The sequence below is a fragment of the Cellulomonas fimi genome, assembly GCF_028583725.1.
In the GTDB taxonomy this organism is placed as follows: Bacteria; Actinomycetota; Actinomycetes; order Actinomycetales; family Cellulomonadaceae; genus Cellulomonas; species Cellulomonas fimi_B.
The window spans coordinates 1,507,928-1,529,910 of the sequence record NZ_CP110680.1; the positions used below are offsets into that span (position 1 = coordinate 1,507,928).

Below are 21,983 nucleotides of genomic sequence, written 5' to 3' on the forward strand. Positions count from 1 at the left end.
GTGGGAGACGCGGTCGCGGCGCGCACCGCGGGGAGCGGGCGGCTCGGGCCGTCGCGCCCGCTGGCCCGGGCGCGGTGGGCGCCGGCGTCCGTCCGGGCCCGCGAGGCGCGACGCGAGATCGAGGAGCGGAGCCCCGGCGACGCGCAGTTCCGTGCCTCGTTGGTCGACTGCTGGGCCGACCTGCCGTCCTCGCTCCCCAGCGGCCGCGGCGCGTCGCGGAGCCCCGCGGACACGCCTGTCTGGTGGTACTGGGCCGACGGGGTCGACCAGGCGCCGGCGCTCGTGCGGCGCTGCCTCGAGAGCGTGCAGGCGCACCGCGGCGAGCACCCCGTCGTCGTGCTGGACCGCTCGACGTGGTCGTCGTACGTCGACCTCCCGGAGCACGTCCTCGCCCGGCGCGGCGCGATGACCGAGACGCACTTCTCCGACATCCTGCGGACCGCCCTGCTCGCGAGCCGGGGAGGGGTCTGGCTCGACGCGACCGTCCTGCTGACCGCGCCCCTGGAGGAGACCTCGCGGCTCGCGGGGCCGAGCGGGTTCTACGCGTTCACGCGACCGTGCGACCCGTTCGTCATGTCGAGCTGGTGCATGGCGGCGGCACCGGGGAACGCCCTGGTGGCGGTCCTGCGGGACCTGCTGTCCGCGTACTGGCGGCGCCACGACGAGCTCGGGCACTACTTCCTCCTGCACTTCCTCGCGGAGGTCGCGATGACGATGCACCGTCCGAGCCGGCGGATCTGGGAGGGCACGCCCGTGCGCTCGTTCGAGCCGCCCCACGAGCTGCAGCACGCCCTGGGGGAGCCGTTCGACCCCGCGCGGCTCGACCGGATCCTGCGGGGCTCGGGCGTCCACAAGCTGAACTGGCGGGTCGAGGAGCAGCTGCGCGCGGACGGTCGGGACCCGGGTGGGACGTTCCTCGAGGCGGTCGTGCGCGGCGACGTGACCGGGGCGCGCTGACCCTCGCGGACCCTCCGCGCCCCGCGTGCGCGGCGCCCGCGTGACCGGCGCCGGGGACTCGCCGCCCGCCGACCTGGTCATTCGTCCGAGTAGTACGAACGGGCGCGTCGTACCGGCTATGGTCATCCACGCGTGCACGCGTCCTCGAAGGGGTGCTCGGTCGACGAGCGCGCGCACCGGTCGGCGTCGGCCCGCCGACACACGTCATCACGGCCGGGACGACGGCGTCCCGGCAGATCGGGAGCAGCACCAGTGAGCACACATCCGTCAGCGGAGACCCCGCTGCGCGCGCTTCCCGCGCGCCGCGTCGACGGTGTCGACGTGGTCCGGGAGACCGGTCAGGCGTGGCTCGACGGCTCGGAGGACGTCCTGCACGAGCGGATGACCACGTCGGGCCTGCCGCTGGATTCGCTGAGCGACGAGCTGTTCGCGACCGCCACCAGCTGGCCCGAGCGCTACCACCTGTCGCCGTCGCGGGCCAACGCGATCCGCGCCCTCGACCTGCCGGCCGACGCGTGCGTCCTCGAGATCGGCGCGGGGTGCGGTGCGATCACGCGCTACCTCGGCGAGACGTGCGCGCTCGTCGACGCGCTCGAGCCGACGTTCGCACGCGCGCGGGTCGCGGCCGCGCGCACCGCGGAGCTCCCCGGCGTGCGCGTCTTCAACGCCGAGGTGGAGGACCTCCCCGACGAGCAGGTGTACGACCTGGTCGTCGTCGTGGGCGTGCTCGAGTACGTCGGGGGCGGGGGCGACGAAGAGGCGCCCTACGTGGCGTTCCTCGACCGGCTCCGGCGCACGCTGAGGACCGGCGGACGGCTCGTGCTCGCGATCGAGAACGAGCTCGGCGTGAAGTACCTCGCGGGCGCGCCCGAGGACCACTCGGGCAAGGTGTTCCACTCGGTCGAGGGCTACCCGGTCGACGGTCCGGCCCGCACGTTCAGCCGCCGCCGCCTGCAGCGCCTCCTCGGCGAGTCGGGCTTCGCGACCACCCACGTGCTCGGTGCGTTCCCCGACTACAAGCTCACGCGCATCGTCCTGGACGGCACCCTGCTCGAGCGCGCGCCCAGCCTCGCGGTGCGCGCGCCGCACTTCCCGAGCCCCGACTGGGTGCAGCCGCGTCCCGTCCTGCTCGACGAGCAGAAGCTCTGGCAGGAGCTCGTCGACGCGGGCGTCGGCCTCGACTTCGCGAACTCGTTCGTCGTCGTCGCGTCCGTCGGCGAGCCCACGTCCTCGCTGTGGCCGCAGGGCCGGCTCGCGCGCTACTTCTCGATGCAGCGGCGCCGCCACTTCCAGGTCGTGAAGACCGTCGCGTCCGACGCCGACGGCGTGACCGTGACGAGCGAGCGGCTCGCGAGCGGCGAGGCGGACGGCCTCGCCGTGCTGCCGTACAGCGAGCCGTGGCTCGACGGCGAGTCGCTCGTGGAGCGCGCCGTGGCCGCGCCCGAGACGCTCGACGACGTCGTGCGCGACTGGGGGCGCGTCGTGCGCGCGCGGCTCGCGGAGGCGGCGCCCGGCGAGGGGGTCGCGTTCGACGTCCTGCCGCACAACGTGCTCTACCGGGACGGCGTCCCCGGGCTGATCGACGACGAGTGGCGCTCGACCGGCATGACGCCGCGCGACGCGATCCTGCGCGGCGCGCTCGTGCTCGTGCGCGACCTGCTCGACGTCGCCGGGCCCGAGCGCTGGGGCGCGAGCGACTGGCGCGAGCTCGTGGCCCGCGTCGCGGACGTCGCGGGCGAGCCCGTGGACGGCGACGGGATCGAGCGGGCGATCCTGCTCGAGGCCGACCTGCAGGCCACCGTCGGGGGAGCCGCGACCGGGACCCCGCAGCACGCGCGGACCGTCGACGTCGTCGAGCGCGAGCTCCGCCGGCGCCTGGCGTCGGCGTCGCACGGGCGCCGGCCGGTCCCCGTGTGGGAGTCCGAGGCGGAGGCCTTCGACGACGCCGTCGCCACGCGTGACCTGCTGTTCGCGACCGGCAAGCAGCTGGACGAGGCGAACGCGCGCCGGAGCGAGCTCGAGGACGAGCTGGGCCGCGCGAACGCCCGGATCGTCTACGTGACGAAGCACCCGGTGCGCGTGTTCGCGGGCCGCGTGCGGTCGCGGGTGCGCCGCGCCCTGCAGCGCGGCTGACGCGTCGACCGCCGGCGTGCGCCGCACGGTGCAGCGCCGCTGACAGGGACGCCGCCGCCTCCTCGGACGCAGGAGGCGGCGGCGTCCGTCCGGGTCAGACCGTGACGACCGGGCAGCCGAGCGTCGTCGTGGTGCCCGCCCCCGTGTTCACGGCGAACAGGCAGACCTGCTGGCGGCCCGGCGGCGCCGCGATGGACAGGGTGAAGCCGTGGTTCGGCCCGTACGCGGGGAACGCGGCGCCGATGTCGGGGCGTGAGACGTCGGCCCAGCCCATGACGTACTGCGAGCCGCGGTACATCTGGACGATCACGGGTCCCGTCGTGTCGGGGTCGAACGCCCAGCCGGAGACCGTGATGCGACCACCCGAGGCGGAGACCGCGTCGACCCGTCCGACCGGGTCGCCCGACGGGACATCGACCGTGCCGCACCCGAGGGACGTGCTGCTGCCCGCGAGCGTGTTCACGGCGTAGACGCACACCGCGTGCCTGCCGGGGCCGGACCGGACGTCGAGCTGGAAGCCGTGCAGCGCTCCGGCGGCCGGGAACGCGGCGCCCACGTCGGGTCGGGACCGGTTGGCCCAGCCCATCGCCCCGAGCGCGCCGTCGACGTAGGCCTGCACGATGATCGACGCCGACGTGTCGGGGTCGATCGCCCAGCCGCTCACCCGGAGACCACCGGGGACGCCGGTCGCGACGTCGAGGCGGCCGAACGGGTCGCTCGACGGCACGTCGACCGTGCGGCAGCCGAGCGAGACGGACGCGCCCGGCCCGGTGTTCACGGCGGCGAGGCACACCTGGTGCCGGCCCTCGCTCGCCGTCGCGGTGACGGAGTAGCCGTGGTCGGGACCGCTCGCGGGGAAGGCGACGGCGACGTCGGGCCGTGGCGCACTGGCACGGCCCAGCGCGACCGGCGCGCCGTCGACGTACATCTGGACGTAGATCGGCTCGGGCGTGTCCGGGTCGAGCGCCCAGCCCGTCACGGTGATCTTCGCGGGCGCCGTGCTCGTGGCCTCGAGCTGCCCGCGCGGGCTGCCGTGGATGGGGTCGGTGTCCAGCAGGTTGTTGTCGATGTTGATCGTCACGCCGCCCCACGTCTCCGTGTGGCCGCCGCGGTACTGGTGCATGCGCTGGTAGAACGCCCACTGGTTGTCGGCGACGTAGGGCGCGTGGCCGTAGATCGACCCCGTGCCGGACCAGCGGGCGATCCAGATCTTGTCGGGCGCGACGAAGCCCGGCTGGGCCGCACCGGCCGCGAGGTCCGCGATGCCCGTGGCCGCGCTGCTGTAGACGCCGGAGCTGTAGCCGTACTCGCGCAGCGTGAGCGTCCACGCCGACAGGTACGCCCGCACCGAGCCGCTGCACTGGCTGCCGCGCGTGTAGGACTCCATGTCGTAGTAGATGTCCGAGCCGCTGCCGAGGCCGAGCTCACGGGCGCGCGCGACGGCGTCGAGCGCCGCCTCGCGGCCCTGGTCCCACTCCAGCCCGTACGTGACCCGGTTGGTGTACGTCGAGCAGGGCGCCTGCCGACCCACGTAGATCGGGACGGCCTTCCAGCCCATGCCCGCGATGCTGCGCAGCCACGGCGCCGTCAGGTTCGGCTGGGAGCAGCCGCGGGAGATCCCGCCGATGTACACGCCGACCGCCCGGTACGGCGACGCGAGCCACGCCTGCATCGAGGACAGCGCGGGTGCCGTGCACGCGTCGAAGCCCTCGCCCTTGAACCACGTGAACGCGCGGTCGAGCGGCGGGGCGTCGGCCGCCAGCGCCGACACCGTTCCCGCGGCCTCGCGCCGCGCGGACGCCGACAGGCCCGCGAGAACGTCCAGCACGGGGCGGGCGTCGTCGCCGAAGGTCGCGGTGACCAGCACGTCCGTGCCCACCACGTGCGCGACGAGCTCCCCGGCGACACGCTGCGCCGCGTCGAGCTCGGGGACCGACCCCGCGGGCAGCTCGACCGTGCCGAACGGTGTCTCGGCGGGCACCGGCTGCAGCTGCAGCGTCGTCGTCCTGCCCAGCAGCGTCGACGGGCACTGCGGCGCCGGGCCCTGGCTGCCCAGGTAGACCGCCGGGCGGTCGAGCCGCACGCACGCGGTCGGGTCGGCAGCCAGGTCGACGACGGGCCATCCCGCGGGAGGGGTGAACGTGACGCCCCGGTAGGTGAGCGTGCCGGACGCGGACGCGGACCCGGACCCGGCCGCGGTCGTCGGCTCGGGGGCCGCCGGTGCGGCGGGCGTGCTCGCGGGCGACGCGGGCGTCGGTGTCGGCTCGCTCGCGGGCGCCGTCGGCTCGGCGGACGTCCCGTCGGGCGCCGAGGTCGGCGCGGCGACGTCCGGGGCGGCGGTGCCGGAGGCCTCCGGCGTCGGGCTCGACGGCGCCGACGACGCGGCCACGTCCTGCGGCTCGGGCGGGGCGGCGGCCACGGCCGGCACGCCGAGCGTCGCGAGCGAGAGGCCGACGGCGAGAGCGGCGAGGGCGGATCGCCTGGGTCTGGGGTGCATCGTCACACTTTCCGGGCTCGGGGAGTCAACGCCGAGGTTACGACCCCGCGGGCGCGCCGTGCGGACCGGCGCGCTCGGGGCCGGCAAGGCGTTACCGTGCCGTGCGGCCCGACGCCTCCAGCGGGTCGGGAGGACGGGAGAGGTCGTGCGTCGAGCAGTCCAGCGGTGGGTGGCCATGACGGCCGCGGTCGTGGCCGCGAGCGCAGGGCTCGTGCTGCCCGCGGGTCCCGCCGCGGCCGCGGAGGAGGTCCTCACCCCGCCGTCGTCCGGCGCCTGGTCGGTGGAGGGCCGCGGGTGGGGCCACGGGATCGGCATGTCGCAGTGGGGCGCCCAGGGCGCCGCGCTCCAGGGGCTGACCGCGGACCAGATCCTCGACTTCTACTACCCGGGCACCGTGCGGTTCGACATCGGCCAGGACTACCCGCTGCGGGTGCGGCTCACCGCGCTCGCGGGCGGCGCCGCGACGCTGGGCCCGGTCCCGGGCGCGTCGCTCGTCGTCACGGACGTCTCGACCGGTGCGGCCGTCACCGCGCCCGCGGGCGCCCGCGTCACCGTGACGCGCAGCGCGGCCGGGTTCACCCCCGTGGCCGTCCAGGGCGGCAGCACGACGCCGCTGCCGATCGCCGGGGTGGCCACCGTGGCCGGCCCCGTGCAGGTGTCGGCGGCCGACGGGTCGCAGGTGTGGGCGTACGCGGCGTCCGGGGCGGGCACGCGCTACCCCGGGGCGCTGCGCCTCAACGCGACGGGTGCGTCGACGCTCGAGGTCGTCAACCACGTCCCGATGGAGCAGTACCTCCGGGGCGTCGTGCCGCGCGAGTCGCCGTCCTCATGGGCACCTGCGGCCCTCCAGGCGCAGTCCGTGGCCGCCCGCACGTACGCGCTCGCCGTCCGGGCCGCGACGGGCACGGCGGACCTGTGCGACACCACCCAGTGCCAGGTCTACGGCGGCGCCGCGACCTCGACCGCGGGCGGTGCGGTCACCGAGCTCTTCGCCGCGTCGACCGACGCCGCGATCGCCGCGACCGCGCGCGTCGCCCGCTACTACGGCGGGGGACCGGCGTTCACGCAGTTCTCCTCGACCAACGGCGGGTACTCCAAGGCGGGTTCCCGTCCGTACCTGGTCGCCCGCGCCGACCCTTACACCGGCACCGCGCCCGGCGACACGCGCACCCGGTGGACCGACAGCCTGTCGGTGGCGCGCGTCCAGCAGTCCTGCCCGGCGGGCGGGACGCTGCAGCGGATGGTCCTCACCCGCGACGGTCTGGGTGAAATCGGCGGCCGGATCCTGTCCGCGCGGCTCGAGTGCACGACCGGGACGGCGACGGTGGCGACGCCCGCGTTCGGCCTGCTGTCGAGCTGGTGGCGCGCCACCAGCACCGGCCAGCCGCTCGGCAACGTCGAGGTCGTCGAGGCCGGTGCGGGCGCGGTGCGCGTCAAGGGCTGGGCGCTCGACCCCGACACGACCGCGCCCGTGTCGGTGCGCGTCACCGTCGCCGGCAGCAGCGCGACGACCGTCGCGAACCTCGACCGCCCGGACGTCGGCGCGGCGTTCCCGGGCCTCGGGTCGGCGCACGGGTTCGACGCCACGTTCGGTGCCCCCGCCGGGGCCACGACGGTCTGCCTGGCGGTCGTGAACGTCGGGCAGGGCAGCGACCTCGACCTCGGCTGCCAGGGCGTGGTCGTCGCCGCCGGCGCGCCCTACGGCTCGGTGGACGCGCTCGTCGCGGCGCCCGGCAGCGGCACCGGTCCCGTCGTCCGCGCGTCCGGCTGGACGGTCGACCCCGACGCGCCGACGCAGCCGGTGACCGTCCGCCTCCTCGTCGACGGCGTGGTCGCCGCGACCGTCCCCGCCTCCGCGCCCCGCCCCGACGTCGGTGCGGCGCTGCCCGGCGTCGGCGACGCCCACGGGTACGCGCTCGAGGCGCAGGTGACCGCCGGGACCCACCAGGTGTGCGTCGCGTTCGTCGACGTCCCGACGGGGTCGGCACTGCCGACCACGTGCCGCTCGCTGACGGCCCCGGGCGGGTCCCCGCTCGGCAGCGTCGACTCCGCCGTGGGCGCGCCCGGAGGCGTGCGCGTCGGCGGGTGGGCACTCGACCCGGACACGGTCGCGGCCGCGCAGGTCCGCGTGACGGTCGCCGGCACGACGACGACGGTCGCCGCGTCCGACCGGCGCGACGACATCGGGGCCGTGTTCCCGGCGTACGGGGCCACCCGCGGCTACACCGCCGTCGTGCCCGCCCCGGCCGGGGCGGTCTCCGTGTGCGTGACGATCGCCAACGTCGGCGCGGGCGCGGACACGTCGCTGGGCTGCCGCACGGTCGTCGTCCCGGCGTCGTCACCGGTGGGGAACGTCGAGGTCGCGGTCGGGCGCCCGGGCGGCGTCCAGCTGTCGGGCTGGGCGCTCGACGCCGACACGACGTCGCCGATCTACGTGTGGGCCAGCGTCGACGGGGTCGGCGGGCCGATGCTCGCGTCCGTGCCGCGCGCCGACGTCGCGGCCGTCGTCCTCGGGGCGGGCCCCGCGCACGGCTTCTCCGCCCTGCTCGCCGCGTCGCCCGGCACCCGCACCGTCTGCGTGACCGCGGTCAACACCGGCCCGGGCGCCAACACCGACCTCGGCTGCCGGCAGGTCGTCGTGCCCGGCGGGTCGCCGGTCGGCAACCTCGAGGTCGCACGCGGCGTCACGGGTGGCGTGCAGGTCGTCGGCTGGGCGCTCGACCCCGACACGACCGCGTCGCCCTACCTGCTGGCGACCGTCGACGGTCGGGCGCAGTACCTCGTGGCCTCGGGGTCGCGTCCCGACATCGGTGCGGCGTTCCCGGGGTACGGGTCCGCGTTCGGCTTCTCGGCGACGCTCGCGGCGGCGCCGGGGGCGCGGACGGTGTGCCTCACGATCTCGAACACCGGGGCGGGGTCGCACGCGCCCCTCGGGTGCCGGACGGTCGTCGTCCCGTAGCGCGGCCGGAGGTCACCGGCACCCGGGGGGCAGGGCGGCCGGGTGCCGACGGCGGGTGCGGCTAGAGGAGGCGCCGGGCGGCGCCCCACCACGCGCGCATCGCCGCCTGCGCGACGCCGCCGCCCGCCGGGAGCGGGAACTGCGCCGGGTCGAACGTCGCGGTCAGCAGCCACGCGAGGTCGCGGTCCGGCACGGTGCGGGCGGCCTGCACGGCCTGCCGCCGCCGTCGCACCCACCCGAGGTGGCCGAGGAACCAGGACCAGCCGCGGACCTTCTGCCGTCCCCAGCCCTGCGCGACCGCGACGAGCAGGATCGCGAGCTCGAACGCCAGCAGGGGGAGCGCGAGCAGCGCGAGCATCCGGCCGCCGTAGCAGGTCGCGACGAACAGCAGCCGGTTGCGCTCGACGAGGTACATCTTGAGCGGGCTGCGGCCGAACTCGTAGTGGTGGACCGCGACGGCGTCCGGCACGTACTCGACGCGCAGGCCGTGCTGCCAGCAGCGCCAGCTCACCTCGAGGTCCTCGAGGTAGGCGAAGAACGTCTCCGGGAACCCGCCGAGCGCGTCCCACGTCGAGCGGCGGGCCGCCATGCAGGCGCCGGTCACGCTCGCGACGGGGGTGCGCGCGGCGTGCGCGGCCACGTCGTCGCCCATGCCGCCCGCCCAGGACAGGCCCAGCACGTGCAGCGGGTTCCCGACGGAGTTGACGGTGGTCGGGTCGGATGCGAGGCGCACCTGGCCGCTCACGAGACCGACGGTCTCGTCGTCGAGCGCCCGGACGAGCGCCACGAGCGCACCGGGCTCGACGATCGCGTCCGAGTTCACGAGCGCGAGCACGTCGCCGGTCGTCTCGGCCGTCCCCACTGCGACGCCCCCGGTGAAGCCGAGGTTGCGCGGCGGCCGGACGACGCGCAGGCGGGCGTCGGGCGGGAGCGTGGCGACGGCGTCCGTCGTGCAGCCGTTGTCGACGAGCACGAGCTCGACGTCCACGTCGACGGACGCGAGCACGGCCGCGACCGCGTCGTGCAGGTACGGCTCCGCGCCGTAGGCGAGCATGACGACCGACACGTGTCGGGCAGCCGTGGTCACGGGGTGCTCCATTCGGCGAGCGTGCGCCGCAGCGCGACGGCGGCGGCGGCGAGGGACGCGGCGGAGCCCACCGTGAGGGCGGTCGGCACGAGGGTCGCGAGCGGGAGGGGGAGCGCGAGGCTCACGAGGAACGCCGCGAGGCCGAGCGCCCACACCAGCGTCGCCCACGCGTCGCGCCCGCGGGCGAGCAGCCCCTGGACGAGCACCTGCACGACCATGAACAGCGCCGACGACACCGCGAGGATCGTGACGTCGAGACGCGCGATGTCGAACGTCGCGCCGAACAGCAGCCGGACCGCCTCGGGCCCGACCACGGCGGTCGCCGCGACCCCCAGGAGCCCCAGGGCGACCGTCGCGACCGTGGCCGTCCGCACCCCCGCCACGAACTGCGGGCGCTCGCCGCGGGCGACGTGCTGCGCGAGCCGCGGGAGGAAGACGGCCTGCACCGCCGCGAAGAGGAACAAGGGGACACGGGCGACCGTGAGCGCGTTGACGAGGTTGCCGACGACGTCGGCCTCCGCGGGCGTCTTGAGCAGCTGCGCGGCGACCGGACCCGCGTTGGCGAGCGCCTGCGACGTGAGCGAGGCGAGCACCAGCGGCGTCATCGCGGTCGTCGCGGCGGCCCCCGCGCCGTGGGTCAGGATCCGCCCGGGCCGGACGAGCGCGAGCCCGGTCGACACGAGCGGCGCGAGACCGAGCACGAGGCCGTACGCGCGCGCGTCGGTGCTGCCGGCGAGCGCGAGCGCGCCGATGCCGCCGACCCGCAGCGCGCCGTCGACGGCGAGCTGCAGCCCGTACCGCGGGAACCGGCCGGTGCCGGCCAGCACCCCGCGTGCGAGGTAGGCGAGCGCCATGCCGACGAGCGCGAGGACGAACAGCCAGACGATGCCGTCGACGCCGTCGAACACGAGGTCGGTGAGCTGCCGGTGCGTGAGCGCGACGACGAGCGCGACCGCGGCGAGCGTCGCCGCCGCGTACCGGACGGGGACGCGCAGCGCGGCGGCCGTCGGGTGGTCGAGCGCCCGGCGGGCGGCGATGCTGCGACCGGTCTCCTGCTCGACGGGCAGGTAGAGGCCGATACCGAGCGCGTTGAGCAGCGTCCACATGAGGGCGAGCGCGGTGTAGGCCGGACCCTGCCCGAGCGCGTGCCCCGCGAACGCGAGGAACACGAACGACGACGCGCCGTACACCGCGAGGCCCCCGCCGACCCACAGGAGGCCCGCCGACACCCTGCGCCCGGCGGCAACGCCACCGGGCGCCGTCATGCGGTGGCCCCGGGCCCGCGCTCGTCGTCGGCGGGCGTCTTCGGCGGGGCGCTCTCGGCCAGCTCGTCGACGCGCCGGGCGAGGAGCGCGACCTCCTCGGCGATGGTGCGCGTCTCCTCCTCCAGCTGGGAGATCTCCGTGCTGAGCTGGATGCAGACGAGGAGCAGGACGACCAGGCTCGCGGCGAACAGCAGGTTGGAGGGCGTCTCGACGCCGACCCAGCGGGCGAGCCCGAACAGCAGGCCCGGGAACGCGCCGAGCACGACGACCACGAGGGCGAGCACGATCCAGATGCCGGCGTACTTCTCGCGCAGGCGGCGCGACCGCAGCAGCCACGCGATGGACCCGAGGAGGAGGACGCTCAGGGCGAGGGCGAACGGGTAGCCGCTCACGGCTGCGGACCTCCGGGCAGGGGCGAGGCGGGGCGCGTCAGCGCGACGGTGAGGGCCAGGCCGGCCCGCAGCAGGAACACCGCCGCCTTGACCGGGCTGTGCGACGGCTCCCCGCCGGCACGCGGGCGCATCGAGACTCCGACCTGGCGGATCCGCAGCCCGGCGCGGTGCGCGATGACGAGCGACTCGACGGTGTCGCCGAGGTACTCGGCCGGGTAGTTGGTCGCGAACAGGCGCAGCGCGCGCGGGCCCGCGACCTTGAAGCCCGACGTGGTGTCCGTCAGACGCGACCCGACGAGCCGCGACAGCACGAACGACAGACCGCTCATGGCCCAGCGGCGGGGACCGCGCGCCTCGTACGTGCCGGTGCCCGCGAACCGCGCGCCGATGACCACGTCGGCGTCCTCCTCGGCGGCGACGGCGAGCAGCGCGGGCACGTCGCGCGGGTCGTGCTGGCCGTCGGCGTCGAGCTGGATCGCGGCGTCGTAGCCGTTGCGCAGCGCGTACTTGAAGCCCGCGCGCATCGCGCCGCCGACGCCGAGGTTCACGGGGAGGTCGAGGACGGCGACGCCGCACTCGCGCGCGACGCGGACGGTGTCGTCGGTCGAGCCGTCGCTGACGACGAGGACGTCGTGGCCGGGCAGCACCTCCGCGATCTCCGCGAGGACGCCGGGGAGCGCCACCTGTTCGTTCCACGCGGGCAGCACGATGAGGACGCGCGTGATCGGACGGGGCACGGGAGCACTCTAGTGGACCGGCGAGGGGACCCCCGCGACGGGCGGTTAGCCTGGCACCCGGAGTTTCCCCGACGCGAGGAGAGTGCAGTGCGCTGGTTGGTGACGGGTGCCCACGGGATGCTGGGACAGGACCTCGTGGCGCTCCTGCGGGAGCGGGGCGAGGACGTCACGGCGGCGGACCGCGAGCACGTCGACATCACGGACGCGGCCGCGGTCGACGCGGCGGTCGCGGGGGTCGACGTGGTCGTCAACTGCGCCGCGTGGACGGCGGTCGACGACGCGGAGACCAGCGAGGGTGCCGCGTTCACGGTGAACGCCGTGGGCGCCGAGCGGCTCGCGGCCGCGGCGGGCCGGCACGGTGCGCGGCTCGTGCAGATCTCGACGGACTACGTGTTCGACGGCCACGCGGACACGCCCTACGCGGAGGACGCCGAGGTCGCGCCCCGCTCCGCCTACGGCCGGACCAAGGCCGCGGGGGAGTGGGCCGTGCGGGCCGGCGCACCCGACCACCTGGTCGTGCGCACCGCCTGGCTCTACGGCGCGGGCGGCCCGTGCTTCCCGAAGACGATCGCCCGCGTCGCGCGCGAGCGCGGCGGGCTCGACGTCGTCGACGACCAGGTGGGGCAGCCCACGTGGACCGTGGACCTCGCGGCGCTGGTCGTGCGCCTGGTCGACGCGGGTGCGCCCGCGGGCGTCTACCACGGCACGTCGTCCGGCCGGACGTCGTGGCACGGGTTCGCCCAGGCGATCGTCGGCGCCGCGGGCATGGACCCGCAGATCGTGCGCCCGACGACGAGCGAGGCGTTCGAGCGTCCCGCCCCGCGTCCCGCGTACTCGGTGCTGGGGCACGACGCGCTGCGGGCCGCGGGCGTCGAGCCGATCGGTGACTGGGCGGAGCGGTGGGAGCAGGCCGCGCCGTCGGTCCTGGCCGGACGCTGACGACCTGACCGACGAAGGCCCCCGACCGGTCCGACCGGTCGGGGGCCTTCGTGTCGGCGGGTCAGACGAGCCGCAGGACCGAGAACACCACCGCGACCACCGCGAGCGCCCCGGTCGCGACGACCGCGAGCCGCGTGCGCAGCCCGGCCGCCGTGAGGACGGCCATCGCCGGGACGAGGGCGTAGCCGTAGCGCGCGGGCGGCGGCACGTACAGCGACTGCGCGTAGAAGCTCAGCACGATGAACGCCGACGCCCCGGTCAGCCCGGTGAGGACGGTCGCCCAGGCGAGCACCCGCTCGCGCAGCGGCCGGAACCCGATCACCGCGGCCGCGAGGAACCCGGCCGACAGCAGCAGGCCGCCGAGCCGCTGCAGCGCCTCGGTGAGCTCGGGTCGGCCGACCGCCGCCCATGCGCTCGACAGCGGCGTCAGCCAGCTCCCGAGGAAGCCGACGAGCGGCGGAAGGCTCAGCGCGGTCGCCCGGAAGAGCTGGTTCATCGGGATCTTGTCGAGGTCGCCGTGCGTGAGCTGCTCCTGCACCACGAGCCATCCCACCGCGACGACGAGCGCCGTCGCCGCGAGCGTCCCGCCGCCGACGAGCCACTGCCGCGCGGTGACACGGGTGCCGGGGTCGTCCGTCGCGGTCGCCGCGGCGATCTCGGCGCGTGCCGCGGGGCTCGGCTCGACGCCGTCCTGCGCCGCGACGTCGTCGACCGGCGCCGTCGCGTCGGAGGCCCGACCGCGGCGTGCGTGCCACCAGGGCAGCAGCAGCCGGACGAGCATGTAGATCCCGATCGCGACGAGGACGGTGATGTTCGTCATCTTCATCGCGAGCGCGACGGCCGTCACGACCGCGAGCACCCACCACCGTCGGCCGGGCCGCTCCTCCCACCAGAGCGCCGCGAGCAGGGCACCGGCGCCCACGGCGAACGTCGCCGCGTCGGGCGTGATGGTCGACGACGGGTAGACGATCGCGGGCACGCACGCGAGCACGACGAGCACCGCGGCCGTCGCCCACCGGCCCGCGCCGAGGCGGCGCGCGGCGGCGTAGGCGAGCAGGAGCCCGGCCGCGAGCCACAGGCCGCCGACGAGGCGCCCGGCCGTGACGAGGCTGTCGATCGGCGTGAGCCACAGGATCGGGGCGGCGAGGGCGTGCGTGATCGAGTAGTACAGCGGGGTGTTCGCGGAGGCCGTGTTGTAGCCGCTCTCCTGGAAGTCGTCCGGCTCGTAGTCGCCGCCCGGCTCGCACGGCGGGAGCTCGAAGCCCGGGTAGTCGAGGCCGCGGCACGCCTCCTCCGCCATCGCCTCGTCGTCCACGCGGTCGCCGGGCGCGACGACGTCGGGGCTCTTGTACAGGTAGTCGATGTGCTGCAGCTCGTCGATCGGCCCGACCAGCGTGTACGCGCGGACGTGCAGGCCGACGGACAGGAGCGCGGCGAGGACGACCAGGAGCGGCGGGAGGACCACGGTCAGCCACCGGACCGGTGCCGTCGCGACGGCGTCCGCGTCGGCGTCGGAGGGGCGGGGGCGGGTACGCAGCAGGCTCACGGGTTCCTCGGGAGGTGGGTCGGGGCGTCGGCGACGCGGCCTCAGACTACCGGCGCGCCGTCGTCGTCCGGGGCCGTCTCCGGTGCCGGGACGGCCTCCCGCGTCCGGGGCCGGCGGCGGCGCAGCAGGACGACCGAGGCGGCCCACAGCACGAGCCCGCCGACGGCGGCCCAGAACAGCGTCCACGCCGTGCGGAGGCCCGGGGTCCGGTAGTCGACGTCGACGACCCAGTCGCCGGCCGGCAGCTCGGTCGCGATCGTGCCGGTCGCGGACGGCTCGGTCGCGGGCTCGACGCAGCCGTCGTCGGACCCGGCCGGGCACGCACGCACCTCCCAGCCGGGGTACCAGGCCTCGTTGAGCTGGACCGGCCCGCCCGTCGTCGAGACCTCGTAGCGCAGGTGACCGGGCTCGTAGCCGGCGGCCGTGGCCGTGGTGCCCGGGCCGCAGTCGCCGTCCTGCGCGCACGCGTCGACGTCCGCAGGGTCGGGCACGTCGTCGGGGTCGGCCGCGAGCAGCACGCCCGGTGCGGCGTACCAGGCGCGGGCGTCCACGGTCGTCGCCGGGTCCTGGAACGACGTGAACGCGCGCGTGAACGCCTCGCTGCCCTTGAGGTTCGTGTACCCGCCGACCGCGGCGACGCCCGTCCAGTACGCGTCGTTCCACATGTTCTGGGACTCGATGATCGGCACCGGCTCCTGCGTCAGCGGGGTGCGCGCCGGCCGGCGGTCGGACGGCACGACCGCGCTCCGCCCGTCCGCGACGGCCTCGCCGCGCGACGCGACCATGTCGTCGGTCGTCCGGCCCCAGGTGCCCGTCTCGGCCGCGACCCGCTCGGCGCGCCACGGCCGGGTCGTCGAGAAGGCCCAGGCGGTGCCCGAGACGACCGTGAGCGCGACGAGCACGCCAGCCACGAGCCGCGCGTCCGGGACGAGCGCGCGCCAGCGCGGGCTGCCCACGCCGACCAGCACGACGACCACGACGGCGGCCGTCGCGAGGATCGTCCACGGCGGCACCCACCGCGTCACCGTGAAGCCGGCGACGGCACCGACGCCCGCGGCACCGACCAGGAGGCACGCCAGCGCGGCGACCACCCACGGGCGGCGCCACGCGAGGTGCAGGGCGTCGCCGGACATGCGGCGCAGCGCGTCGCTGCGGACCGCGCGCGACAGGCCGAGGAGCGCGAGGACGACGACCGCGGCGAGCAGCACCGGCTTGAAGTCGTTCGACCGGAACCTGCTCAGGTCGAAGCCGGGCAGCGCGGCGAGCTCGTCGAACCAGGGGAACACCGGCAGCGCGAGGAGCGCGCACACCGCGGCGGTGCCCGCGGCGACGCGGGCCCGGGCGTCGCGCCACGGCACCACCGCGAGGAGCGCGACGACGGTCGCGGGCAGGAAGTACGACCGCATGCTCATGTCCATGGGCAGGTTCTCGCCGTCGTACGGGAAGAACACCGTGCCGAGGATGCCGAGGTCGAACTCCGAGAACTCGACGCCCGCCTCCCCCGAGCCGCGCACGGCGACCGCCGGGAGGAACTTGAGCATCGCGAGCATCCCGGCCGCGACGCCCGCGGCGGCGAGCGGGACCAGGTAGTCCCGCAGACGCGGCCGCAGCAGCACCTGCGTGAGCACGACCCACGCCGCGCCCGCGTACGCGTACCCGAGCACCATGCCCGGGTACATGCCCACGACCGCCTGCCACAGCACCAGGGCCGCCAGCGGGACGCCCCACCACCGGCGCCACGGCCACGCCGTCGAGAGCACGAGGAGCACCCACGGCGCCCAGGCGTAGCCGCGCACGATGTCCACGTGCTGCGCGTTCGCGAAGTAGCCGGGCGCGAAGAACCCCGCCACGAGGGCGAGCGTCGCGGTCGCCCGGCCGAGGTCCCAGCGGCGCGCGAGCACGTAGAACCCAAGGGCGCCGAACGCGACGTGCAGCGCCTGCACGACGGCCGCGGTGCGGATCGTGAAGTCGCTGACCGCGGCGGCGAGGCCGACCGGCAGGTACCAGGTCGACCCCTGGACGGCCACGGCCTGCGGGTACCCGCCCCATGCGTACGGCATCCACTCGAGCGGGTGGAAGAACCCGCCGTCGGTCCACCACGCGAACGCCTCCGCGTTGTAGCCGCCGAGGAAGTCGAACTGCGGGCTCACGCTGCCGGCGAGCCAGCCGCCGAGCACGAGGAGCTCGAGCAGCACGAGGAGGCCGACCACGACGGCCGCCTCGGACGCGAGCGCGCGCGTGCGGGCGCTCACGCGCGGCGACCTCGGCAGGGCGGGGGCGGCGGTCGTCGCGGTCACCGGTCGGTCCTCCTGCGGTGCGGTGTTCGGGGCGGTCGAGGGTGCCGGGCTCATGCGGCCGGTCCGGTCCGGCCCCGGGCGCCGTCCAGCAGCCCGCGCAGGATGCGTCCGGTCCTGACGCCGCGCGGCGCGACGCACAGCACGTAGAAGACGGCGTACTTCGTGATCCAGAAGCGGTAGCCCCAGCGCCAGGCGCGCGGCAGCAGGCCCGAGCGCACCAGCAGGAGCGTGTTGCGGACCATGTAGTAGTTGCGGACGGGGGAGTGCAGGTGCACGTCCCGCTCACGGCCCGGGATGCGCTGCGTGCGGTCACCCAGCGAGTGCTCGAGGACGGCCCCCGCGACGGCGTGCACGTCGTACCCTGCGCGGCCCGCCCGCAGGCCCCACTCGAGGTCCACGTGGTCGATGAACCACGGCTCGTTCATGGGCCCGACGACGTCGAGCGCGGCGAGGTCCAGCAGGCAGCCCGACGCGAGCAGGAAGACGGCGTCGACGCGCGTGCCGCTCTCCGGCAGGACGGCGCGACGCGGGCCCCACCGCCGCGCGCGGAAGACGAGGATCGCGCCCGGGTTGCGGGGGTCGACGATGACGGGACCGACCGCGGCGACGGGTCGCCCGTCGGGCGCGACGGGGTGCGCGACGAGGTCGTCCACGAGCCGCGCGACCATGTCGGGCGCGGGGCGGGAGTCCTGGTCGGAGAGCAGCACGTGCGTCGCGCCGAGCTGGCGCGCGCGGGCGATGCCCACGTTCTGCGCCGCGCCGATGCCGCGGTTCTCGTCGAGCGCGACGACCTCGCCGCCGCTCGCGTCGAGCGCGCCGCGCAGGCGTGCGACGACGTCCGGGCCGCTCGCGTTGTCGACGACGACCGTGCGCGCGACCTGCGGGACCAGGGCGTCGAGCAGCGCGAGGGTGGCGTCGACCTCGGGCCGGTGGGTGACGACGACCGCGACGACCCGGGGACCGCCGTCGGGGCGCGGCGACGACGCGGTCACGTCAGGCGCGCAGCGAGGCGAGGTACGCCTCGACGTCCTCCAGCCGGGGCAGCAGCCCGGCGGCGCGGGCCTGCGCGAGCGTCGGCGCCTCGGCGTCCTTCTCGGACAGCTGCGGCTCGAGCGGGCTGCCGTCGCGGGCCGTCGTCGGCCACGCGATCGCGAGGTCCGCGTCGAGCGGGTGGATGCCGTGCTCGCGCTCCGGCGCGTAGCCGGTCGAGCACAGGTACGCGACGGTCGAGCCGTCCTCGAGCGACATGAACGCGTGGCCCAGGCCCTCGCCGAGGTAGATCGCGCGGCGGTCCGTGTCGTCGAGCAGGACCGTGTCCCACGTGCCGAACGTCGGCGACCCCTCGCGGATGTCGACGACCACGTCGAGCACCGCGCCCTTGAGGCACGTCACGTACTTGGCCTGGCCGGGCGGGACGTCGGCGAAGTGGACGCCGCGCACGACGCCCGCGGCGGACACCGAGCAGTTGGCCTGCTGGAGGTCGAGCGGGTGGCCCACGACCTCGGTGAACCGCTCGGCCTTGAACCACTCGAGGAACACCCCTCGGGGGTCGCCGAACTGCCGCGGCGTGATCTCCCAGGCACCCGGCACGGCCAGCTCGCGGAACTCCACGGTCGGTCCTTCCCTCGACGACGACGACGCGCCAGCCTACCGGGCGCCGTCGCCCGTCCCGGTCATCGCGTGACCGTGCGGCAGCCGATCGCAGGGTTGTCGCCGGCGGGCACGTTGATCGCGTACGCGCAGACCCGGTGGCTGCCCGGCGGGACGGTCACGACCGCGGAGAAGCCGTGGTCGCTCGTCGGGAAGTAGCGCGCCAGGTCGGGCCGCGGCAGGTTCGCCGTCGTCGCACGGCCGCCCGCGTCGACGTACACGTGCACGTCGATCGGGCCGGTCGCGTCGGCGTCGCGCGCCCAGCCGGACACCACGGTCCGCCCGTCCGCACCGACCGCGACGGCGTCGACCTGGCCGACCGGAGGTGTCGCGGGCATCGTGACGACGCGGCACCCGAGCGACGGGTTGTCGCCCGCGGGCACGTTGATCGCGTACGCGCACACCCGGTGCTGCCCGGCCGGGACGCGCACGGTCACGTCGAACCCGTGGTCGGACGTCGGGAAGTAGCGCGCGAGGTCGGGACGGGGCTTGTCGGCCCGCGTCGCGGTGCCGCCCGAGTCGACGTAGACGTGCACGTCGATCGGCGACGTGGTGTCCGGGTCGCGCGCCCAGCCGCTCAGCGTCGCCTGGCCCGTGCCGGGACTGAGCGCGACCGAGTCGAGCGCGCCGACCGGCGGGTTGGCGGCCATGACGACCGTCCGGCACGACAGCGCCGGGTTGTCGCCCGCCGGCACGTTGATCGGGTAGACGCAGAGCGTGTGCGTGCCCGCGGGGACCCGCACGGTCACCTGGAAGCCGTGGTTCGTGCTGGGGAAGTAGCGGGCCAGGTCGGGGCGCGGCAGGTTCGCACGGGTCGCCGTGGCGCCCGTGTCGACGTACACGTGCACGTCCACCGGGTCGGTGGTGTCGGGGTCGCGCGCCCAACCGGTGACGGTCGCTGTCCCGACGCCGAGCGCGACGGAGTCGATCTGGCCGACGGGCGGCGGGTTCGTGATGGTCACGTGGCGGCACCCGAGCATGCGGTCGGAGCCCTCCCCGACGTTCGCCCCGATGACGCACACCGCGTGCCGTCCGGCCCCCGCGGGCGCGGTGACGCGATAGCCGTGGCGGGACCCGTAGCCGGGGAACGCGGCACCGACGTCGGGCCGGTCGACGTCCGCGGTCGCGACGGTCTCGCGGCCGTCGACCCGGAGGCGGACGGTGATGGGCGACGAGGTGCCGGGGTCGATGAACCACCCGGTCACCGTGATCGAGCTCTGCGTCGTGACGGTGCTGTCCCACGAGCCGAACGGGGTCTCCTGCGACGCGACGTCGGTGAGCGCGGACACGCGCGCGCGGATCGCGGGGAGCTGGTCGTAGAGGCGCTGGCCCGGGCACGACGTGAGCTGCGCGTCGCGGTGCCCGAAGATCGTCGGGAACGTGACGACGGTCCCGGCCGGGTACTTCGACGCGCCCCCGCCCGAGACCATCGAGACGTTCTGCGAGCCGAAGATCCGGTGCAGCGCGAACTTCCACGCGATCGTGCGGGAGATCGCCTCGGTCATCGCGGAGCTGGGCTGCACGGTGTCGAACGAGCCGATCGCGGCCACGCCGAACGTGCGCGAGTTGAAGCCGCCCGTGTGCACGCCGACGATCGGCATGTCCGTGCCGCCCGCGCGTCCCTCGAACACGCGGCCGAACTGGTCGACGAGGAAGTTGTAGCCGATGTCGCACCAGCCGCGGCCGCCTGCCGCCTCGGGGCGCGTGTGGTACGCGTAGAAGCCGCGGATCAGGCCCGGCACGTCGTCCGCGGAGTAGCTCGCGCTCGACGCGGTGTGGTGCACGGCCGCGGCGACGACCTCGGTGGACAGGTCGGGCTCGCAGGTGCGCAGGGACTCGTCGGCGCCCCACTGCGCGCGCGTGATGATCGTGGGCGGCGGGGGTGCGGCCGCGATCACGTCGGCCGCCGTGCGGATCTCCGGCCCGGCACCGGCGAGGGCCGCGGGCGCCGCCTGGGGCGCCGCGTCGTCCGGGTCGGTGCCCGGGTCGACCAGCACGGCCTTGAGCCCCTGCACGCCACCGCTCGCCGACTCGGCCCACACCTGCACGCCGTCGGCGTCGAGCGCGACGATCGGGTCGGTCGCGCCGCGCCGGCCGCTGCCCGCCTCGCGCGAGCCGGCGTCGGGCGAGACGTCCGACGGGCCGACGGCCTGCCAGTCGGTCCACTCGCCCGCGTGCCGCGTGCGGTAGCGGACGACCGTGTCGTCCGACTGCGGCGCGGCCGCGTCCCAGGTGATGCCGAGGACCGAGAACGGTGCGGTGTCGAGCGGCGCGGTGAGCACGTCGGGGGTGGTGGTCGGTTCCGTCGCGGGCGGCGCGGCCGGCGGGGCGGTCGGTGCCGCGGTCGGTGCCGCGGACGCCGTGGCGGCCGGCGACGGCGTCGCGGTGGGCGTCGCCGACGGTGCCGCGGTCAACGGCGCGGTCGCGTCGCCGAGCGCACGGGGTGCGGCCTCGGGGGACGTCGCGGGCGCGGGCGTCGCCGCGTCGGGCGCAGGCGCGGCGTCGCCTGTCGGGCTGCCGTCCGCCGTGGCCGGAGCGGCGGTCTCGCCCTCGTCGACCGACTCGGCAGGCAGAGGCGCGGCCGCGGGCAGGTCGTCCAGCGCGGTCCGCTCGACGCCGGACAGGTCGAGCTCCACGGTGCTCGGTGCCGTCCCGGCGTCCGTCGCCGCAGCGGTGCGTGCCTGCGTCGTCGTCGCGGCCTCCGGCGGGGCGAGCACCGCCGCTGGTGCGGGCGCACCGGTCGCCGCCAACGTGAGCGCGAGGAGCACAGTCGCAGCCGTCGTCATCGTTTCCCCCTTCGGAACCGCCCCAGCAGACCACAGGCGGTGCGGGGAGCCGGGGACGACACACCGAGCCTCAGGACCCGCGTGAGGCGCTTTCCGGGGCGGTGCCGGGACGCCGGGTCACGAGCACGAACTCGTTGTACGTGAAGACCTTGCCCGCGACCCGGGGAAGGGGGAACGAGTACTGGCGGCCGGCGACCAGGCCCAGGTCGGCCGCGAGCCGGCGCAGCACCGCGTGGTCGCTGAACCGCACGTGCGTCGCGTCGCTGCGGTAGCCGCGCTCCTGCGGCGTGACGAACACCGCCGAGCCGCCAGGACGCAGGACCTTCACGTACCGGCGCAGGATGTCGACCGCCTCCCCGGCGTCGAGGTGCTCCACGACGTGCGCGACGAGCAGGCCGTCGTAGGACCCCGGGCGGGACAGCACCGGGTCCGCGAAGAACTCCGTGTCGGTGTACGCGTCGAGGCCGCGGGCGCGCGCCACCTCGATCGAGTGCGCGTTGTGGTCGACGCCCACCGAGCCGGGGTCGAGGCTCCCGAGGTTGCGCCCGATGCCGCACCCGACGTCGACGGCCCGGCCCAGCCGCATGCGCCGCACGTGCCACTGGTACGGCGCCTGCGCGTGCAGCAGGGACTTCCAGCGGGCGGTCGACCGTCGGACGAGCCGGTCGGCGTACTCCGGGCTCGCGGTGGGGCGCTCGGCGTCTCCCATGCCCTGATGCTGCCAGCGTCGGCGCGGTC

15 protein-coding genes are annotated in these 21,983 nt (G+C 75.9%); 4 read left to right on the forward strand and 11 right to left on the reverse strand.

Annotation, left to right across the window (positions count from 1 at the left end; translation table 11 throughout):
* Entirely contained in the window at positions 1 to 957 is a 957-nt protein-coding gene (locus tag OOT42_RS06930; RefSeq protein WP_273654150.1) for a capsular polysaccharide synthesis protein, read from the forward strand.
* 321 nt (positions 958 to 1,278) lie between these two features.
* Positions 1,279 to 3,090 (forward strand): methyltransferase, encoded by a 1,812-nt coding sequence (locus OOT42_RS06935; protein ID WP_273654151.1) that lies wholly within the window; start codon positions 1,279 to 1,281, stop codon positions 3,088 to 3,090.
* 94 nt (positions 3,091 to 3,184) lie between these two features.
* Here OOT42_RS06935 and OOT42_RS06940 read toward each other — a convergent pair whose 3' ends face one another.
* Positions 3,185 to 5,587, reverse strand: coding sequence for a DUF1906 domain-containing protein (locus tag OOT42_RS06940; RefSeq protein ID WP_273654152.1), 2,403 nt, complete (start codon positions 5,585 to 5,587; stop codon positions 3,185 to 3,187).
* 145 nt (positions 5,588 to 5,732) lie between these two features.
* Between OOT42_RS06940 and OOT42_RS06945 the strand changes: the two genes are divergently transcribed.
* Entirely contained in the window at positions 5,733 to 8,546 is a 2,814-nt protein-coding gene (locus OOT42_RS06945; RefSeq protein ID WP_273654153.1) for a SpoIID/LytB domain-containing protein, read from the forward strand.
* Between the two features lie 61 nt (positions 8,547 to 8,607).
* Here OOT42_RS06945 and OOT42_RS06950 read toward each other — a convergent pair whose 3' ends face one another.
* The 4 genes from OOT42_RS06950 to OOT42_RS06965 are packed head-to-tail and all read right to left on the reverse strand — an operon-like array spanning position 8,608 to position 12,027.
* On the reverse strand, positions 8,608 to 9,633 hold the full coding sequence (locus tag OOT42_RS06950; protein WP_273654154.1) for a glycosyltransferase family 2 protein: 1,026 nt from the start codon (positions 9,631 to 9,633) through the stop codon (positions 8,608 to 8,610).
* Positions 9,630 to 10,898, reverse strand: a complete 1,269-nt coding sequence (locus OOT42_RS06955; RefSeq protein WP_273654155.1) for a lipopolysaccharide biosynthesis protein — start codon at positions 10,896 to 10,898, stop codon at positions 9,630 to 9,632. Before OOT42_RS06955 ends, OOT42_RS06950 begins: the two co-directional genes overlap by 4 nt.
* Positions 10,895 to 11,290 carry a DUF2304 domain-containing protein gene (locus OOT42_RS06960; RefSeq protein WP_273654156.1) on the reverse strand — a complete coding sequence of 132 codons (396 nt, stop codon included), beginning with the start codon at positions 11,288 to 11,290 and terminating at the stop codon, positions 10,895 to 10,897. Before OOT42_RS06960 ends, OOT42_RS06955 begins: the two co-directional genes overlap by 4 nt.
* A complete protein-coding gene (locus tag OOT42_RS06965) occupies positions 11,287 to 12,027 on the reverse strand; it encodes a glycosyltransferase family 2 protein (RefSeq protein ID WP_273654157.1) in 741 nt (246 codons plus the stop codon). Before OOT42_RS06965 ends, OOT42_RS06960 begins: the two co-directional genes overlap by 4 nt.
* A gap of 87 nt (positions 12,028 to 12,114) precedes the next feature.
* Here OOT42_RS06965 and rfbD point away from each other — a divergent pair, with 87 nt between their 5' ends.
* Positions 12,115 to 12,966 carry a dTDP-4-dehydrorhamnose reductase gene (gene rfbD, locus OOT42_RS06970; RefSeq protein WP_273654158.1) on the forward strand — a complete coding sequence of 284 codons (852 nt, stop codon included), beginning with the start codon at positions 12,115 to 12,117 and terminating at the stop codon, positions 12,964 to 12,966.
* A 61-nt stretch (positions 12,967 to 13,027) separates the two neighbouring features.
* On the opposite strand, the gene OOT42_RS06975 is transcribed toward rfbD, so the two are convergent.
* The 6 genes from OOT42_RS06975 to OOT42_RS07000 form a co-directional block, all read right to left on the reverse strand.
* On the reverse strand, positions 13,028 to 14,512 hold the full coding sequence (locus tag OOT42_RS06975; RefSeq protein ID WP_273654159.1) for a glycosyltransferase family 39 protein: 1,485 nt from the start codon (positions 14,510 to 14,512) through the stop codon (positions 13,028 to 13,030).
* Positions 14,513 to 14,553: 41 nt separating this feature from the next.
* Positions 14,554 to 16,809, reverse strand: a complete 2,256-nt coding sequence (locus OOT42_RS06980; RefSeq protein WP_273654160.1) for a hypothetical protein — start codon at positions 16,807 to 16,809, stop codon at positions 14,554 to 14,556.
* 50 nt (positions 16,810 to 16,859) lie between these two features.
* Positions 16,860 to 17,801 carry a glycosyltransferase family 2 protein gene (locus OOT42_RS06985; protein WP_273654161.1) on the reverse strand — a complete coding sequence of 314 codons (942 nt, stop codon included), beginning with the start codon at positions 17,799 to 17,801 and terminating at the stop codon, positions 16,860 to 16,862.
* A 1-nt stretch (position 17,802) separates the two neighbouring features.
* Positions 17,803 to 18,420, reverse strand: coding sequence for a dTDP-4-dehydrorhamnose 3,5-epimerase family protein (locus OOT42_RS06990; protein ID WP_273654162.1), 618 nt, complete (start codon positions 18,418 to 18,420; stop codon positions 17,803 to 17,805).
* 62 nt (positions 18,421 to 18,482) lie between these two features.
* A complete protein-coding gene (locus OOT42_RS06995; RefSeq protein WP_273654163.1) occupies positions 18,483 to 21,245 on the reverse strand; it encodes a peptidoglycan recognition protein family protein in 2,763 nt (920 codons plus the stop codon).
* A gap of 70 nt (positions 21,246 to 21,315) precedes the next feature.
* The gene (locus OOT42_RS07000) at positions 21,316 to 21,954 is read right to left on the reverse strand and encodes a class I SAM-dependent methyltransferase (RefSeq protein ID WP_273654164.1); all 639 of its coding nucleotides are present in this window, start codon (positions 21,952 to 21,954) and stop codon (positions 21,316 to 21,318) included.
* Positions 21,955 to 21,983: the final 29 nt, after the last annotated feature.

Excerpts from the sequence above, each read along its gene's own strand:
- OOT42_RS06940 (WP_273654152.1), bottom strand. The coding sequence starts at position 5,587 with ATGCACCCCAGACCCAGGCGATCCGCCCTCGCCGCTCTCGCCGTCGGC.
- OOT42_RS06955 (WP_273654155.1), bottom strand. The coding sequence starts at position 10,898 with ATGACGGCGCCCGGTGGCGTTGCCGCCGGGCGCAGGGTGTCGGCGGGC.
- OOT42_RS06995 (WP_273654163.1), bottom strand. The coding sequence starts at position 21,245 with ATGACGACGGCTGCGACTGTGCTCCTCGCGCTCACGTTGGCGGCGACC.
- OOT42_RS07000 (WP_273654164.1), bottom strand. The coding sequence starts at position 21,954 with ATGGGAGACGCCGAGCGCCCCACCGCGAGCCCGGAGTACGCCGACCGG.